Below are 15,147 nucleotides of genomic sequence, written 5' to 3'. Positions count from 1 at the left end.
AGCGGCCCAAGCCCACGTCATGCCCCGAGACGCTGTCGATCAAACGTGTTTGTGGGGCTCCTCACCGGACATTTCACGTCCCCGCAGGTGAGCAGGGTGGGCGTGGCGCGCGTCGCTGGCGGCGTGAAAATTCTCTGTTACGTTTCCTGAGTATGTCCGGAAAGCACTTGATCGAACCCCCGACCAAGGCCGATGGCGCCGCCCTCTGGCGAATCGCGCGCGATTCGCAGAAGCTTGATCTCAACTCTCCGTATGCATACCTGCTGTGGTGCCGCGATTTCGCGGAGAGTTCGGTGGTCGCCCGTGTCGACGGCAAGGCGGTGGGTTTTGTCATCGCCTACCGGAGGCCGTCCGAGCCCGACGTCGCGCTCGTGTGGCAGGTCGCGGTCGACTCTTCGCAGCGCGGGAAAGGCCTGGCCGGGCAGCTGCTCGACGCCTTGTACGCCCGCCTGGTCGACGGCGGGGTGCGTTTCCTCGAAACCACGATCACCCCTGACAACGAGGCTTCGATCCGTCTCTTCGCGTCGTTCGCGAAGCGGTGGCACGCCACGCTGAAGAGCAGCAGGCTGTTCGAAGCAGGAGATTTCCCGGAAGATGGCGAAGGTGGGCACGAGCCTGAAAACCTTTACCGCATCGGGCCGTTGATCCGTCAATAAGCCGTCAATTTCGGGTCGAGTAGGAGCAAAGAAACGCCATGAGCATCTTCGAAGAGCTCGAATCGGAAGTTCGCAGTTACAGCAGAGGGTGGCCGGTCGTCTTCGACCGCGCGCAGGGCAGCTGGCTGTACGACGAGGATGGCAAGGCCTACCTCGATTTCTTCGCGGGTGCCGGCGCGCTGAACTACGGCCACAACAACCCGAAGCTCAAGGCCGCGCTGATCGACTACATCCAGCGTGACGGCGTGACGCACGCGCTCGACATGTACACCGTGGCCAAGCGCGATTTCCTGGAGGCGTTCCAGCAGAAGATCCTCGCGCCGCGCGAGCTGGACTACAAGATCGTCTTCCCCGGTCCGGGTGGCGCCAACGCGGTGGAAGCCGCGCTGAAGCTCGCGCGCAAGGTGACCGGCAAGGAGTCGGTCATCAACTTCACCAACGCGTTCCACGGCATGACGCTCGGTGCGCTGTCGGTCACGGGCAACTCGATGAAGCGCGGCGGCGCCGGCGTCCCGCTCGTGCACGCCACCCCGATGCCGTACGACCGCTACTTCGACGGCACGATCCCCGACTTCCTCTACTTCGAGAAGCTGATCGAAGACTCCGGCAGCGGCCTGAACGAGCCCGCCGCCGTGATCGTGGAGGGCGTGCAGGGCGAGGGCGGCATCAACGCCGCGCGCCTCGCCTGGCTCAAGGGCCTCTCGGACCTGTGCGAGAGCCACGACATCCTGCTGATCCTCGACGACGTGCAGATGGGCTGCGGCCGCACGGGCCCGTTCTTCAGCTTCGAGGACGCGGGCATCAAGCCCGACATCGTCTGCCTGTCGAAGTCCATCGGCGGCTACGGCCTCCCGATGGCGCTCACGCTCATCAAGCCGGAGCTCGACGTCTGGGAGCCGGGTGAGCACAACGGCACGTTCCGCGGCGTCAGCCCCGCGTTCGTGACCGCCACCGAGGCGATCAACCTCTACTGGAGCGACGACGAGCTCGAGAAGTCCACGAAGGCCAAGGGCGAGCGCATCGCCGCCGCCTTCAAGGACATCGTGGAGGCCTACCCGGACGCCAACCTGCTGGCGAAGGGCCGCGGCCTCGCGCGCGGCATCGAGTTCGCGAACGGCGACCTGGCCGGCGCGGTGTGCAAGGAAGCGTTCGAGCGCGGCCTGCTGATGGAGACGTCCGGGCCTAACGGCGAGGTCATGAAGCTGCTGCCGCCGCTGACACTGACCGACGACGAGCTCACGCAGGGCCTGTCGATCATCAACGACTCCATCGCCGCCGTCCTCAAGTAATCCCGAACAACAGGTAAGGAGCGACCTTTGCTGGTCCGCACGCTCAACGAAGTCACCGACACCGACGCCGACATCAAGACGCCCAACTGGCGCAGCAAGCGCATCATCCTCGCCAAGGAGGGTCTGGGCTTCTCGGTGCACGAGACCACGCTGTACGCGGGCACGGTGAACGACTTCTGGTACGCCAACCACATCGAGGCCGTGTTCATCACCTCCGGCGAGGGCGAGGTGGAGAACAAGGCGACCGGCGAGGTCTTCCCGCTGGCGCCCGGCACGATCTACGTGCTCAACGACCAGGACAAGCACCAGGTCCGGCCCAAGACCGAGATCAAGTGCGTGTGCGTGTTCAACCCGCCGGTCACCGGCCGCGAGGTGCACGACGAGAACGGCGTGTACCCGCTCATCGTCGAAGAAACCGCCTGAGCCTTCCCGGCTGCTGCCGCGACCACCACGCCGAACGAATGCGAGAACCAGGAGGAGAGCAGCTGTGACGCTGACGGACACCCGGGTCGAAGACGGGTACCCGACCCGGATCGCCGGTACGCCGGAGCAACTTCCGCGCGTGCACCCCACGGTGTGGGGTACCGAGGCAGACGGTCCCATCGACGCCGCGACCCTGGCCAACCACGAGGCCAAGGGCTACACCGTCGACGAAGGCCTGCTCTCGCCCGGTGAGGTCCAGACGTACTGGCAGGAGCTCGTGCGGCTGTCCTCCGACCAGGAGCTGCGGGCCGACGAGCGGGTGATCACCGAGTCGAGGACCGGCGAGGTCCGGTCCATCTTCGACGTCCACGTGATCTCGGACCTGATCGCGGAGCTCGTGCGCGACCCGCGGGTCCTCGACCGGGCCCGGCAGATGCTGGGCTCGGACGTCTACATCCACCAGAGCCGCGTGAACTACATGCCGGGCTTCAAGGGCACGGGGTTCTACTGGCACTCGGACTTCGAGACGTGGCACGCCGAGGACGGCATGCCGACGCCGCGGGCCGTCAGCTGCTCGATCGCGCTCACGGACAACTACCCGTACAACGGCGGGCTCATGGTCATGCCGGGCTCGCAGCGCACATTCGTGCAGTGCGCGGGCGAGACGCCGGACGACAACTACAAGAGCTCGCTCAAGGACCAGCGCGTCGGTGTGCCGGCCGAGGACGACATCACGAAGATGGCGGCCGAGTGCGGCATCGACCAGTTCACCGGCACGGCGGGCACGGCGCTGTGGTTCGACTCCAACGTGATGCACGGGTCGTCGAACAACATCACGCCGTACCCGCGCTCGAACATCTTCCTGGTGTTCAACAGCGTCGAGAACGCGCTGCAGGAACCCTTTGCGGCAGCCGGCCCGAGGCCGTCGTTCATCGCCGGCCGCGACGCCACCCCGGTGCGCCGGTGACGAGGGTTACCTCCGCGCGGCGGCGGGTCGCCCGTAGCCGTGAATGTGCACCCTGTTACTTTGTCGCCACTCCGCACGGGCCTCGTGGGTCCGCTGCGGAGGAGCTGTCCGTGGCAGTCCGGGTTCCTAGCTCGGGGTGAGCCCACCCGTCCCGCCCGGGCAGCATTGAGGTCGGGTGGACCGCGCCCCCTGGCGGCCCAGCCGATGTCACCGAGTCCGGCCCCGCACCATCAGATCGGGACTGATGGTGCGGGGCCGGATTCGTTTTGTCCGGGGCTATGTCCGTTACGACATTCGGGCGACGGCCGCTGCTCGGGCGGGAAAACCGTGCGCACAGCCGAGGAAACAGCGGCTGACACGTGGATGTCCCGCGTGTGGAGTTCACGAAAGAGTTGTGTCTGTCAGCTCAACACCACGGTAGGTTGTGCCTCCTGGCGGGGGAGACGCCGGAAACAACCGGGGAGGTGCGCGCGAGCATGGCCGAAAACGCGGGCGCGCACGTGCAGCTGCTCGGCCCCGTCACGCTTCTCGACGGTGCACGTGCGGTTTCCATCGGCGGTCCCGGTGTGAAAGGCCTGCTCGCGCTGCTGGCGTTGAAGGTCGGCAAGATCGTGCCGCTCGAGGAGATCATCGACGCGCTGTGGGGCCACGACCCGCCCGCCACCGCGCGGACGATCGTGCACGGCAACGTCTCGCACCTGCGCCGCGTGCTGCGCGACCTGGGCGGTGACTCCGTCGCGGAAATCCTCACGAGCCCGCCCGGCTACCAGCTCGCGGTGGCTCCGGCGCGCATCGACGTGCACCACGCCCGGGCCCTGCTGGACCGCGCCGCGCTGGAGCCGCCGGAGCAGGCGTCGACGCTGCTGGGCTCGGCTTTGGCTCTGTGGCGGGGACCCACGCTGTCCGGAGTGCCCGATTCGGTGCGGGCGCCAGAACTGGAGGACCTGCGCCTCGCGATCCACGGCGCGCGCGTGGACGCGGACCTGGAGCTGGGCCGCCACAACGAGCTGATCGTGGAGCTCAGCCCGCTCGTGCGCACCGACCCGCTGGCTGAGCGCACAGCCGGGCAGCTCATGCGCGCGCTCTACTACGCCGGCCGCCGCGGCGACGCGCTGGAGCTCTACCGCACGGTCTCGCGCGCCACGCTGCGCACCCTCGGCGTCGAACCGGGTGGCGACCTGCGGTGGCTGCACGAGCGCGTGCTCAACGACAACCTGAACGTCGCCGTCCCCGAAGCCTCCGCGCTCGTGAAAGCGCCTTCACAACTGCCGGCCGCGGTGCCTTCGCTCGCCGGCCGCGACGCCGAGCTGGCGTGGCTGGACGGCCTCGCGGAGACCGGCGAGAGCACCGTCGCGGTGGTGTCCGGGACGGCCGGCGTCGGCAAGAGCGCGCTGGTGGTGTGGTGGGCCCACCGCGCGGCCGCGCGCTTTCCGGACGGCGTGTTGTTCGCTTCCCTGCACGGTTTCGACCCGCGGCACGCGCCACTGGAGCCCGCGGAGCTGCTCACGCAGTTCCTGCTCGGCCTGGGCGTCGCGACGGGTGACGTGCCGGAGCAGCTGCACGAACGCGTCGCGCTGTACCGGTCGCTCATCGCGGGCCGCCGCATGCTGGTGCTGCTGGATGACGCGCGGTCCGCCGAACAGGTGCGGCCGTTGCTGCCGCCGGGTTCGCGGTCGATGACCGTGGTGACGAGCCGGTCGAAGCTCGAAGGCCTGGCCGTGTCGAACGCGGCGCGGCTGCGTGTTCTGGGCACTTTGGCGCCCGACGACGCGGTGCGCCTGATCGAAGAGCTGGCCGGGCCCGCGGACTTCGACCTGAACCACGCACTGGCGCGCTTGTGCGGCTACCTGCCGCTGGCCCTGCGCATCGCCGGCGCGCGGCTGTCCTCGAGTCCACAGTGGACCGTCCAGGACCTCGTCGACGAGCTGGGCAACGAACGCACCCGCCTCGCCGCTCTGGAGGTCGACGGCGCCGACGACGGCGTGCGTGCCGCGTTCGACGTCTCCTTCCGCGGCCTCCCTTCGGACCTGGCGCGCCTCCTGCTGCAGCTCGGTGTCCTGCCGGTCCGCCGCGTCGGCCCTCACCTGGCGGCCGCGGTGGCGGTGATGCCCGTCGACCGCGCGCGCCGCGCCCTGCGCACCCTGGCGGCCCACAGCCTGCTGACCGAGACGGCCCGCGATGTCTTCGCACCCCACGATTTGGTGCGGCTCTACCTGAGGGAACTCGCGGAGTCCGAACTCGACAGTGGTTCGACAGAAGCGGTCCTGGCCCGCGCCGTGCACTTCTACCAGGCCGCCTCCGACACGGCCCGCCGCCGCATGCTGCGCATCGTCGACCCGCTCGACCTGACGAACCTCCTGCCTGCCGACGCCCTCCCGGCGCTGCACACGTTCGACGAGGCCCAGGACTGGTTCGAGGCCGAGTGGTCCAACCTCCTGGTGGTGCTGGACGCCGCGTATTCCGCCGCGTTGTACGGCGACGTCTGGCGCCTCGCCCGGGTTTCGCACACCTACCGAGTGGTCTGGCCCCTTTTGGACGAGTGGACCCGCCTCGTCGACCTGGGCCTGGCCGCCGCCGAGGCTTCCGGCGAGACCCTCGGCCAGTGCTGGATGCTCATCTCGCGCTGCGCCATCGCCCTGACGTTCGAGCTGCCCCAGGCCGGCCCCGCCGACGCCGAACGCGCCCTGGACCTCGCCGTGCGGCTCGGTGACAAACGCTCCGTCACGGTCGCCAACATCCACCTCGGCAGCATGCTGTCCCTGCTGTCCCGCCACGACGAAGGCATCTCCCGCCTGCTGGAGGCCGTCGCCGAAACCGAACGCACCGGCGACCTCGAGCTGCGCGGACAGGCGCTGAACAACTGCGCCGAGACGGAGAAGCGCGCCGGCCGCTTCGAGGACGCGGTGGCGCATGAGCTGGCTTCGCTGGCGATCGACCGGGAGCTGGGGAACGACAGCTTCGCGGTGGTTTCGCTGAACAACCTGGCCGACCTGTCGCAGCGCTTGGGGGACTCGGCTACGGCGTCGCGTTATGCGTGGGAGGGGATCGATCTCGCGCAGGCCCGCGGGTTCGATCTTCACGAGGCGATCCTTCGGGTGACTCTGGCACGGATCTTGCGCGCTTCGCCGGCGCCGGCTGGGTCGGCTCGAGAGCAGTACGCCCTGGCGGCGGTGCTGTATGGGCGGGTGAATCCGGCTCAGGTGCCGGAAGTGCAGGCGGAGGCTGCTGAGCTGGAGTGAGCGGTTTGACTGGTTCGACCAGTTCGCTGGGCGCTGCTTCCTTCGTCATGCTGCGCGCAGAATTATCCACAGCTTGGCCGACTTGTGGATAACTCTGTCCTGATCGCCGCTTTCCGCCAGATTCGTCGCTGGTCACCGAGAAGAGGACCCCTTGAGAGGCTGGGTGCTTTGTCCAGGTTCGGCGGTGTTGAAGATCGGCCCACGAGGCGTGCGCAAGAGGTTTCTTGCACAGCGTTCACCCGCGTTTGCGCAGGTCGGAGATACCCTGGCTGGGCATACTTAGTGGTTTCTTAGCGTCCGGGGGTGTGGGCCGCGTAGGGTCGGAGGCGGTGTCGGCGGAGCCCTAGGGGAGGGGCAGGCTGTGAAGCCGGCGCCGCGGATCCGCAGTCGCGTGCGGCGGGTCCGGAAGAGCCGCCAGGAGCGGCTCGGTGGCGGTTGGCCGGCCGACTTGGGGGTAGGCCGGCCGGCCGCCAGGCCCCGAGGGAGCGCCTGAGGGCGTTATTCGAGCAGTGCGGGGCCGAGCGATCGAACCGGACGTCCCCGGCGAAGCCCAAGCCCGCCCCGATCTCACCCCACGTTCGCCGTGCACAGCGCGATGGTCGAACCACTGCTGTCGGCCACCGTCTTGCCGTCCACCAGGATCGTGCAGGAGATCTGGTTCACGACGCTGGCGTTGGCGGTGTCGGCGGTCAGGCTGAGGATCGGGGTGCCGCCGCTGAAGGAGCCGTGGCCGTGCCACTGGTCGGTGCTGGCGGGGGCCGACTCGGTGCGCTGGTCGTTGAGCGTGCCGTAGCGGACGGTGGCGCCGCCGGCTGACGTGACGACGAAGTCGACGTTGTGTTCGTCGCCCGGGGTCGGCGGGATGTGGAGGTCGCCGGCGCTGCTGGTGCCGAAGACCGACGGGAACAGCACCATCGTGGCCGACAGCAGGGCCGCGATCACCGCGACGATCACCGCCGTCACCGCGATGCCCCGGCCGCCCGCTTTGCCGCGCGTGGACTGGACCGTGCCGACGATCCCCAGCACCAGCCCGACGCCCGCGAGCGGCCACGCGACGAAGCCGTAGTCCGGCACGAATGCCGCCGCGATCGCGGCCAGGCCGAGAACCAGGCCGACGATGCCGAGCACGTTCGGCTTCGGCTTGGGTGGTGTGCGGTTCGGCGGCGTGGGCAGGACACCACCGGGTGCGGCCGCGAGCCGGGGATCGGGTGGGATCACCCGCCAGGAACCGGAGTCGGAGGAGCCGCCGCGGTGGGCGGAGGCGGCGGGTTCGGCTCGCCACGCACCGGAATCCGAAGGTCCACGACGGCGGGCACCATCGCCGGAAGATCCGGATCCGCCACCGTGTGAAGCGGCAGTGCGGGAATCCGCAGATCCCCTGTCCCGCCGTGAAGAATCCGCAGAATCATGACCCTCGGAGGCGCCACGCGAACCGTCCCGGGCCCGGTCTTCGGAACCGGTGCCAGGCGGCGCGGAAGCACGTCCGGAAGAGCGGCCGTGGCGCGCAGGGGCGGGCGGGTGCCGCGGGTCGGGGGAGGTCATGCGTGGGGGCCTTCCGGGTCGAAGTGCGACGACGTTAACCCACGCCGACCAGTGGAAGGCGAAATCGTTACGTAGCAGAAAACGTCATCTATTCACCTCGTCGTACGCGCACCGGTCATTTACTATCCTGCGCCCCAGCAAGTGACCTGGTTGGTCGAGGGAACCCACAATTGAGCATGCGCCGCGTATACCGATTATCGGCATGATTGATGAACAAACCGCGCGAAATCAGTGGTCGAACAAGCTCACTTCGGGCGTGATCTCGAGCAGTTCGTGCACCGGGCGGCCGCGGCGGCCGTCGATGGTCGTCGTCCGGACCACGCGCAGGCGGGCGGTCACCGGGCGGTCGAGGTTCTCCTTGATCTGGTCGAGCAGGTCCTCGGCGACGGCGCCCTGGATCGTGCCGCCGGACTCGCGCTCCAGATAAAAGATCCGCCGCCGCGTGCGGACGCCGTCGAGGCGGCCGGAGACGGTCTCGTAGCCCACGGCCTCGCGCGACTCGCGCAGGCTGTCGCGCAGGATCCGCGCCTGCTCGGTCGTCACGCTGCGCGTCACGTGCTCGCCCGCGGTGGGCGTGAGCGCCATGCCGATGCCGGCGTGCTTGCTCACCGCGTTGACGATGTCGCTCACCGCGTTGCGCACGGTGTCGCGCTGCAGCAGCACCGCGTCGAGCGCGCCGTCGTCGGAACCGTTGGCGGGCAGGAAATCGCAGAGTTCCTTGACCGCGCGCTCGGAAAGCGTCTCGATGCCGTCGTGGATCAGCGCGTCGTCGAGCGCCGGCTCCGGGAAGCCGAAGAAGATCGCGTTGCCCGCCTGACCCTTCTGGATCAGCGGCGCCTTGTCGCGGTCGGCCTGCTGGACGAAGGTGACCTCGTTGGACGGGTTGCGGATGATGTGCCCGATCTTCGCCGTCGCGTCCTGCAGTGCGCGGCTGATGTCGGAGAACGTGTACGCGTCGATGTGCGTCTCGCCGATCACCGACACGTGCAGCAGCGGCGAGCGCGACGTGCGCTCGAACTTCGCGTTGGCCGCCATCGCCGACGCGCGCGCGAGGTCGTCGAGCCAGGTGCCGCCGGGGATCTCGTCGGCGATGCGCCGGAACTCGTTCCTCACCAGACCATCTCCGGGAACCCCTTGCCGCCTTCGGCCCACACGGTCTCCCACACGTCCTCGTCGCCGGGACGGCACAGGAACCCGTCGAGCATCCCGCCCACCGGCTGCACCTGCTCGAGGTACATCGCGGGCTGCCCGACGATGACTCCGCGCAGCGTGAGCAGGCCGTACAGCGCCGTTCGTCCCTCGTCGTCGAGCCGCTTGAGCGCGCCCCACTCGTCGGGCAGCAGCACCACGTCGAGGCCGCGCGGCGGGTGGCCCGTGCGCGTCACGAACGCGCCGCCGATCCACGCGCGGCCCGAAGAGATCACTTGACGGGCGACGCCGAGGTAGGCGTTGAGCGCGCTGAACAGGATCTCGCGATCGTTCTGGTGCGGGGCGTCGAACACGAGCCGCTCGTAGATGTCGGCGAGATCGGCCTGGTGACGGCCCGGCGGCAGCAGGTTCTGCGGCGTCCAGTGCGGGAGCGCCATCGGACCTCCTGACCTCGCGAACCTCGACGAGAGGCTCACGGCTCCCGCTCGCACCATTGCTCACAGTGCGTAGCCGAACTTACCAGGTGGGTGTCAGCCACCTCGCCCAGGTCGGCGCGGCGCGGGCTCGCGGGGCTGGTCGTTGTGCGGCCACTCGTCCGCGGGCTCCTCGGCGGCCGGCCAGTTCAGGTCACCTGAGAGATGCGGTTCAGGGTCCGGCAGTCGCCCGATGCGGTGACCGGAGGGCTCGTCCGGGGCGTACGGCTCGTCCGGGTCCACCGCGGGGTAGTCGTTGTAGACGCGTTCGGGTTGCTCGTCGTAGTCGTAGGTCGGCACCGGGATGTACTGGGTCCGCTCGGCGTCGCTCGGCTCCGGGACGGCAGGCAACGAACCCGACGTCGAGTCCGCGCCCGCAGCCGAAGCGGCAGGCTCACGAGAACGCTTCGGCCGTCCCGCCCGCATGATCAGCCACATCACCAGCGCCCCCAGCAGGAACGCGATGAGCAGCCACAGCCAAATCTGCCCGAAGAGCCAGAGCATCCCCATCACCTCTCTTCGACTGTGATCTCGACGCGCCGGTCCCCACCTTCGCCCGGCGCGGCCGTGCCACTTCCCCGTACGAGCAGCCGGTTCGCCGGCACTCCGCCGGCCGTCAGCAGCCGCATCACCGCTCGCGCCCGGGTCTGCGAAAGCCGGACCGCCGCCGCGCGCCCGCCCGGACCCGCGGCGACGTGCCCGGTGATGCGGTAGCGCAGGTCGTCGGGCGCGCCCTTCAGCAGCTTCGCGACGGCGCGCGCCGCCTGCGTCCCCGCCGGCGTGAGCTGCGCGGTGTTCGGCTTGAACTCGATCGGCGTGTCCGCCAGCTGCGCGTCCAGTTCCTTCTGCACCCCGGCGCGATCGGTCGGCGGCGCAGACGAAGTCGTGGTCGGCGGCGCGCTGCTGCTACTGCGCGGCGGGCTCGTCGTCGAAGGCGGTGTGGGTGTCACGGACGGCGGCTTCGGGGCCGCCCCACCGGAAACCTCCGCGGACTCGACCCCTTCGACGCCCTGCACGATCCCCAGCGCACGCCCGGCCTGGTCCGCCGGGAAACCCGACAACGTCGCCTGCCGGCCCGAGAACGACACGTCGCCGCCCCGGATCCCGGCCGCGGCGAGCGCGGAGCGTGATCGTCCGGCGAGGTCGCCTTCGATCCCGTCAGCCCGCACCCACGTGACCACCCCGGCGAGCACAGCCGTGACCAGCAGCGCGACGGGGATCAGGCGGAGCCAACCGCGAGCACCGGACATAAAGGGACCATAGGCCGGTCACGGCCCGTTGGCGACCTGGTCGGGCGCGCCATTCGGGTGGCGCTCGCCCGAACTGTGCCGGTGGTCAGGACGCGGTGGCGTTGCCCTGGAAGTCGCGCACGTCGAGCTCCAGCGCGGCGGCCTCGGCCTGCACCAGCGGCGAGAGCTGCGGCCGCTTCGGTGACAGCCCGTCACCCATCGACTCGCCCTTGAGCTGGCGGCGGATCCACGGCAGCAGGTGCGCCTTGGTCCAGTTGAGGTCCGAGCGCCGCGAGGTGATCCACGTGGTCGGCTCCGCAGTCGGCGGGTACGGCTCGCGCCAGTCCTCGATCACGGGCAGGCCGAGCACCTCGGCGGTCAGCAGCGCGATGCGGCGGTGCGCGTCGGGCGTGAAGTGCAGGCGGTCGTCGCTCCAGGCGCGGCGGTCGTGCAGCGGCCCCATGGTCCAGAGGTCGACCATCTTCGCGCCGTGGCGGGCCGCGATCGCCCACAGGTACGTGTTGTAGATGCCGATCTTGCCGCGCAGCACGCTCATCACGGAGAGCGCCTTGGTGTCGGGACCGTTGAAGATCACGACGGGGATGCCGGCCTCGCGCAGCTTCACCACGCCGGCCTCGAAGCGGGCCGCGATGGCGTCGACGTCCGCGCCCGGCACGATCACGTCGTTGCCGCCCGCGCACAGCGTCACCAGGTCGGGCTTGATCTCGAGCGCGATCGGCAGCTGCTCGTCCATGATCTCGTCGAGCATTTTGCCGCGCAGCGACAAGTTGGCGTACTGGAAGTCCGGCCGCCCCCCGGCGAGCATCTCGGCAAGCCGATCGGCCCAGCCCCGGAACGAGCCGTCGGGCAGCTCGTCGTTGAGGCCTTCGGTGAAGCTGTCACCGATAGCCACGTAGCTGTCGATTCCGTACACGCTGGGATCCCCTTCCCCGGACTGACCGCGCCTACCCCGCGTTAAGTTGTACACCACAACTAACAATCGGACGTCCCCGTACCTTCCCGGCTGCCACCCCTGATTCAGCCGGAAGACACAGTCTCTTATCTTGTCGTCTCCTCGCGCGCCCGTATTACGCGAATTTCACCTCGATCCGGGGTGATGAACCGCTCAGTCGAGCACTGAACGGACACGCTGTGTGGCGAAGGTCTCCCGCTTCGGGCCTGCTGCCCCGGTATCCGGCAGGCTGGGGATGTGACGGACGAGACGACGCCTGCGCGCGAGTCGCTCGCGCAGATCCTCGGTGGCCGCCGTGGGGCGATCGACGCCAGCATCCCGCCGGTGGCCTTCGTGGTCGGCTGGCTGGCCACCGGGCAGTCGATCTCGTGGGGTGCGATCGTCGCCATCGGGGTCGCGGTGGCGCTCGGCGCCTACCGGCTGATCCGCGGCGACAAGGCGCGCGCCGTCGTCGTGAGCCTCGCGGCTGTGGTGATCGCCGCGCTCATCGCGTTGCACACCGGTCGCGCGGAGGACTTCTTCCTGCTGCAGCTGCTCTCCAACGCCGCGAGCGCCCTGCTCTTCGCCGCCAGCATCGTGGTGCGGTGGCCGCTGCTGGGCGTGATCGTGGGGCTCCTGATCGGACAGAAGACGCGTTGGCGCCGTGACCCCGCACTCCTGCGCGCGTACTCGTGGGCGAGCTGGGTGTGGGTGCTGCAGTACTTGATCCGTGTGGTGGTCTACGGCCTGCTGTGGTGGGCCGGGGAGGTGGTGGCTCTCGGCATCGCGCGCACCGCGCTCTCGTGGCCACTGGTCGCGGCGACCGTGGCGGTGAGTGGCTGGGTGCTGTACAAGGCGTTGCCGGCCGGGCACCCGGGCCTGCGGCTCACGCCGGAACCGGGTTCGGAAGACGGACCCAGGACATAAGGCGGCCCCCGGCGAGGGGGGAGGGTCCGGGGGCCGATGCCTACGGTACCCGGACCGGAGGGGTTGAGTCGACGGTTTGAACACTTCGAACCAGGTTTTGGTCGTATTCACCTTGCCGAAGGCCGCACCGCTGTCTCTCCCCAGGCGTCGACGGCGGCCAGCCACGCGGCGCCGAGCACTCCGTCGGAGCTGGTCAGCACTTCGAGCCCGGCCAGGCCGGCCGTCACGAGCGGTCCCACCGGACCCGTTCCCGTGAGGACGCTGCCCACGAGCACCACGGGAGTTTTCTCGCCCGGGTCGCGCGTGGCGAGGGCCGTGGCGACCAGAAGATCGGCTGCCCTGGCCACGATTTCCGTTGCGGAGGCTTCTCCGGCGGCCGCCGCGGCGCTCACGAGGGGCGCGAACCGGGCGAGCCGGACGGGCGCTTCGGCGTTGACCTTCGTGATGAGCGCACGCGCCGTGGCCAACCGATTCGCTTCCGTGACAAGCGAATTAGGAAAATCGGGATTGTCTGAAGTGGCCACGTCGTCCCGGGAGTCCACAGCAGACGGTCCGAACGCCTCGGCGAGCACGGCGCCCGGCAGCCCGGTGAGCTCCGCCCCGCGGCCGAGCGCCTCCAAAGTGGATCGCACCGCCTCGCGCCCGAGCCAGAACGCCGAGCCCTCGTCGCCGAGCAGCCAGCCGTAGCCGCCCGCGGTGGCGGTCATCCGCCGTTCGCGGATGCGGCCGGCGATCGAGCCGGTGCCCGCCACGAGCACGGTGCCGTCGGGGGCCGCCGTCGCCGACGCGTACGCGACTTCGGCGTCGGCCACCGTCCGAACCGCACCGTCCAAACCGATCTGTGCCCACGCCCGGGCGAACACCGCCGCGACGGCGGGGTCGGACAGCTTGCTCACCCCGGCCAGCCCGACCACGGCGGCGCGCACGTCCGTGCGCCCGCCCAGCGCCCGCTCGATCGCCGAGGCGATGCGCGCGGCCGCCTCTGCCGGCGGGTGCGAGTTGGGGTTGGCGCCGCCGGCCGTCGCCGAGCCGAGCACGGCGCCGGTGGCGTCGACCGCGATCGCTCGCGTCGACGTGCCACCGGCGTCCACGCCCACAACGAGACTCACCGGGTCTTGGTCACCTTCAGCAGCCCGCGCGGGCTGTCCGGGTCACCGCCGCGCGCGAGCGAAAGCCCGAGCGCGATCCGCTGGATCGGCAGGATCTCCAGGATCGGCGCGAGCTCCTCGGCCGTCTCCGCCACGGGGATCCGCAGCGCGGCCGGCACGTCGGCCGACGCGGATCCGACCGCGAGCACGTCGGCGCCGCGCTTGCCGACGGCCTCGAGCACCTCGCCCATCGCCTCGCCGCCGTGGCCCGCGCTCGTCACCGCGAGCACGGCGGTCTCGCCGTCGACAGCCGCGACCGGGCCGTGGAGCAGGTCCGCGCCGCTGTACGCGCGGGCGGCGAGGTAGCTCGTTTCCGCCAGTTTCAGCGAACCCTCGAGCGCGGTCGCGTACGAGTAACCGCGGCCGGTGGTGAGCACGCGGTCGACGAAGCGGTAGCGGTCCACTGCGCGCTGCACGCCTTCGGCTGCGCCGTCGAGCGTCTGCTGGGCGAGGTCGCCGAGCTTCTGCGCGTCGGCCGCCTTGCCGCCGCGCACGGCGTCGATGAACAGGTACAGCGCGAGCAGCGTCGCGGAGTACGTCTTGGTCGCGGCGACCGCCTTCTCCAGACCGGCGCCGATGTCCACGCCCAGCTCGGCCGCCGCGCGCAGCGGCGAGTCCGGCGTGTTCGTGACCGACACCGTTAGCGCGCCCTGGCGACGGGCGGCTTCGGTGACCTCGATGAGGTCGGGCGAGCCGCCGCTCTGGCTCACGGTGACGAAGAGCACGTCCTTCAGATCTGGCCGTGCGCCGTACAGCGTCGCGGTGGACGGTGACACGAGACCCGCGGGAAGACCCAGGAGTACCTCGATCAGGTACTTGGCGTACAAAGCAGCGTGGTCACTCGAACCCCGCGCGGCGAGCAAGGCGAAACGGGGCGGCTTTTGTGAAATCTTTTCAGCTACTTCGGCTATTTCCCCCTGCCGCTCGACGAGCCCGGCCAGTACGGCAGGCTGCTCCGAGATTTCCGCGGCCATGTGCTCGCCGGGATGTTGTTGGGTCATCACTTTCCTCTCCGCCGGGACCGGAGCCCCGGGTGTGCTGAGCGGCGTGCGGTCAGGTCTAGACCAATGCTAGCCGGGCGGAGCGTTTGTGGTGAAGGGTACGTTTCTTGACGGGGAAGTGGCGCGATAGTGAGGGAAAGCTGAGGGAGCCG

The 15,147-nt window shown here is 69.7% G+C and carries 14 protein-coding genes; 6 read left to right on the top strand and 8 right to left on the bottom strand.

The window, feature by feature from the left end; translation table 11 throughout:
- The first annotated feature begins 152 nt into the window (after positions 1–152).
- The 5 genes from ectA (at position 153) to ABZU76_RS10495 (ending at position 6,574) form a co-directional block, all read left to right on the top strand.
- The gene (gene ectA, locus ABZU76_RS10515) at positions 153–656 is read left to right on the top strand and encodes a diaminobutyrate acetyltransferase (protein ID WP_354867196.1); all 504 of its coding nucleotides are present in this window, start codon (positions 153–155) and stop codon (positions 654–656) included.
- Positions 657–694: 38 nt separating this feature from the next.
- On the top strand, positions 695–1,945 hold the full coding sequence (gene ectB, locus ABZU76_RS10510) for a diaminobutyrate--2-oxoglutarate transaminase (RefSeq protein ID WP_354867194.1): 1,251 nt from the start codon (positions 695–697) through the stop codon (positions 1,943–1,945).
- A 27-nt stretch (positions 1,946–1,972) separates the two neighbouring features.
- Complete coding sequence (locus tag ABZU76_RS10505) at positions 1,973–2,368, top strand: ectoine synthase (protein WP_354867192.1); 396 nt, start codon at positions 1,973–1,975, stop codon at positions 2,366–2,368.
- A gap of 64 nt (positions 2,369–2,432) precedes the next feature.
- A complete protein-coding gene (gene thpD, locus ABZU76_RS10500; RefSeq protein ID WP_354867190.1) occupies positions 2,433–3,335 on the top strand; it encodes an ectoine hydroxylase in 903 nt (300 codons plus the stop codon).
- 476 nt (positions 3,336–3,811) lie between these two features.
- Complete coding sequence (locus ABZU76_RS10495) at positions 3,812–6,574, top strand: BTAD domain-containing putative transcriptional regulator (RefSeq protein ID WP_354867187.1); 2,763 nt, start codon at positions 3,812–3,814, stop codon at positions 6,572–6,574.
- 567 nt (positions 6,575–7,141) lie between these two features.
- On the opposite strand, the gene ABZU76_RS10490 is transcribed toward ABZU76_RS10495, so the two are convergent.
- The 6 genes from ABZU76_RS10490 to ABZU76_RS10465 form a co-directional block, all read right to left on the bottom strand.
- Positions 7,142–7,792, bottom strand: a complete 651-nt coding sequence (locus ABZU76_RS10490; RefSeq protein WP_354867184.1) for a DUF4190 domain-containing protein — start codon at positions 7,790–7,792, stop codon at positions 7,142–7,144.
- A 552-nt stretch (positions 7,793–8,344) separates the two neighbouring features.
- Positions 8,345–9,229, bottom strand: coding sequence for a hypothetical protein (locus ABZU76_RS10485; RefSeq protein ID WP_220244693.1), 885 nt, complete (start codon positions 9,227–9,229; stop codon positions 8,345–8,347).
- The gene (locus ABZU76_RS10480; protein WP_354867181.1) at positions 9,226–9,702 is read right to left on the bottom strand and encodes a hypothetical protein; all 477 of its coding nucleotides are present in this window, start codon (positions 9,700–9,702) and stop codon (positions 9,226–9,228) included. The genes ABZU76_RS10485 and ABZU76_RS10480 overlap by 4 nt, the downstream gene beginning before the upstream one ends.
- Positions 9,703–9,795: 93 nt before the next feature.
- On the bottom strand, positions 9,796–10,242 hold the full coding sequence (locus ABZU76_RS10475; RefSeq protein WP_354867179.1) for a hypothetical protein: 447 nt from the start codon (positions 10,240–10,242) through the stop codon (positions 9,796–9,798).
- A 5-nt stretch (positions 10,243–10,247) separates the two neighbouring features.
- Complete coding sequence (locus ABZU76_RS10470; RefSeq protein WP_354867176.1) at positions 10,248–10,988, bottom strand: OmpA family protein; 741 nt, start codon at positions 10,986–10,988, stop codon at positions 10,248–10,250.
- Positions 10,989–11,073: 85 nt separating this feature from the next.
- Positions 11,074–11,901 carry an SGNH/GDSL hydrolase family protein gene (locus ABZU76_RS10465; protein WP_354867173.1) on the bottom strand — a complete coding sequence of 276 codons (828 nt, stop codon included), beginning with the start codon at positions 11,899–11,901 and terminating at the stop codon, positions 11,074–11,076.
- 276 nt (positions 11,902–12,177) lie between these two features.
- Here ABZU76_RS10465 and ABZU76_RS10460 point away from each other — a divergent pair, with 276 nt between their 5' ends.
- Entirely contained in the window at positions 12,178–12,846 is a 669-nt protein-coding gene (locus tag ABZU76_RS10460) for a DUF3159 domain-containing protein (protein WP_354867170.1), read from the top strand.
- Between the two features lie 107 nt (positions 12,847–12,953).
- Here ABZU76_RS10460 and ABZU76_RS10455 read toward each other — a convergent pair whose 3' ends face one another.
- Positions 12,954–13,955: a BadF/BadG/BcrA/BcrD ATPase family protein gene (locus ABZU76_RS10455; protein WP_354867168.1), complete on the bottom strand. Its 1,002-nt coding sequence runs from the start codon at positions 13,953–13,955 to the stop codon at positions 12,954–12,956.
- Positions 13,952–14,995, bottom strand: coding sequence for an SIS domain-containing protein (locus ABZU76_RS10450; RefSeq protein ID WP_354867165.1), 1,044 nt, complete (start codon positions 14,993–14,995; stop codon positions 13,952–13,954). The genes ABZU76_RS10455 and ABZU76_RS10450 overlap by 4 nt, the downstream gene beginning before the upstream one ends.
- Between the last annotated feature and the right edge of the window lie 152 nt (positions 14,996–15,147).

Source organism: Amycolatopsis sp. NPDC005232, assembly GCF_040607795.1.
Classification (GTDB): domain Bacteria; phylum Actinomycetota; class Actinomycetes; order Mycobacteriales; family Pseudonocardiaceae; genus Amycolatopsis.
This window is presented reverse-complemented; position numbering and strand designations above follow the sequence as displayed.